This window comes from Klebsiella sp. K-Nf6 (assembly GCF_002806655.1).
GTDB classification, from domain to species: Bacteria; Pseudomonadota; Gammaproteobacteria; order Enterobacterales; family Enterobacteriaceae; genus Klebsiella; species Klebsiella variicola.
The window spans coordinates 1-444 of sequence record NZ_PIBN01000058.1; the positions used below are offsets into that span (position 1 = coordinate 1).

1 pseudogene is annotated in these 444 nt (G+C 65.5%); it reads left to right on the forward strand.

What is annotated here, in order from left to right:
* Window positions 1-444, forward strand: a pseudogene (locus CWM61_RS28605) (oxaloacetate decarboxylase); the annotation flags it as partial.

A 444-nucleotide genomic window follows, 5' to 3' on the forward strand; every position in this document is an offset into this window, starting at 1 on the left:
TCCTGACCGGCGAGCGCTACAAAACCATTGCGAAGGAGACCGCCGGTATCCTGAAAGGCGAATACGGCCACACCCCGGCGCCGGTGAACGCCGCCCTGCAGGCGCGGGTGCTCGACGGCGCTGAAGCCATCACCTGCCGCCCGGCGGACCTGCTGAAGCCGGAGCTGGCTGAACTGGAAGCCGACGTCAAACGCCAGGCGCAGGAGAAGGGTATCACGCTTGCCGAAAACGCCATCGACGACGTGCTCACCGTGGCCCTGTTCCCGCAACCTGGCCTGAAGTTCCTCGAAAACCGCCACAACCCGGCAGCCTTTGAGCCGGTGCCGCAGGTGGAAGAAGCAAAACCGGCCGCGCCGGCAAAAGCCGCCGCCTCCGGCGTCTACACCGTGGAAGTGGAAGGCAAAGCCTTTGTGGTCAAAGTCAGCGACGGCGGCGACGTCAGCC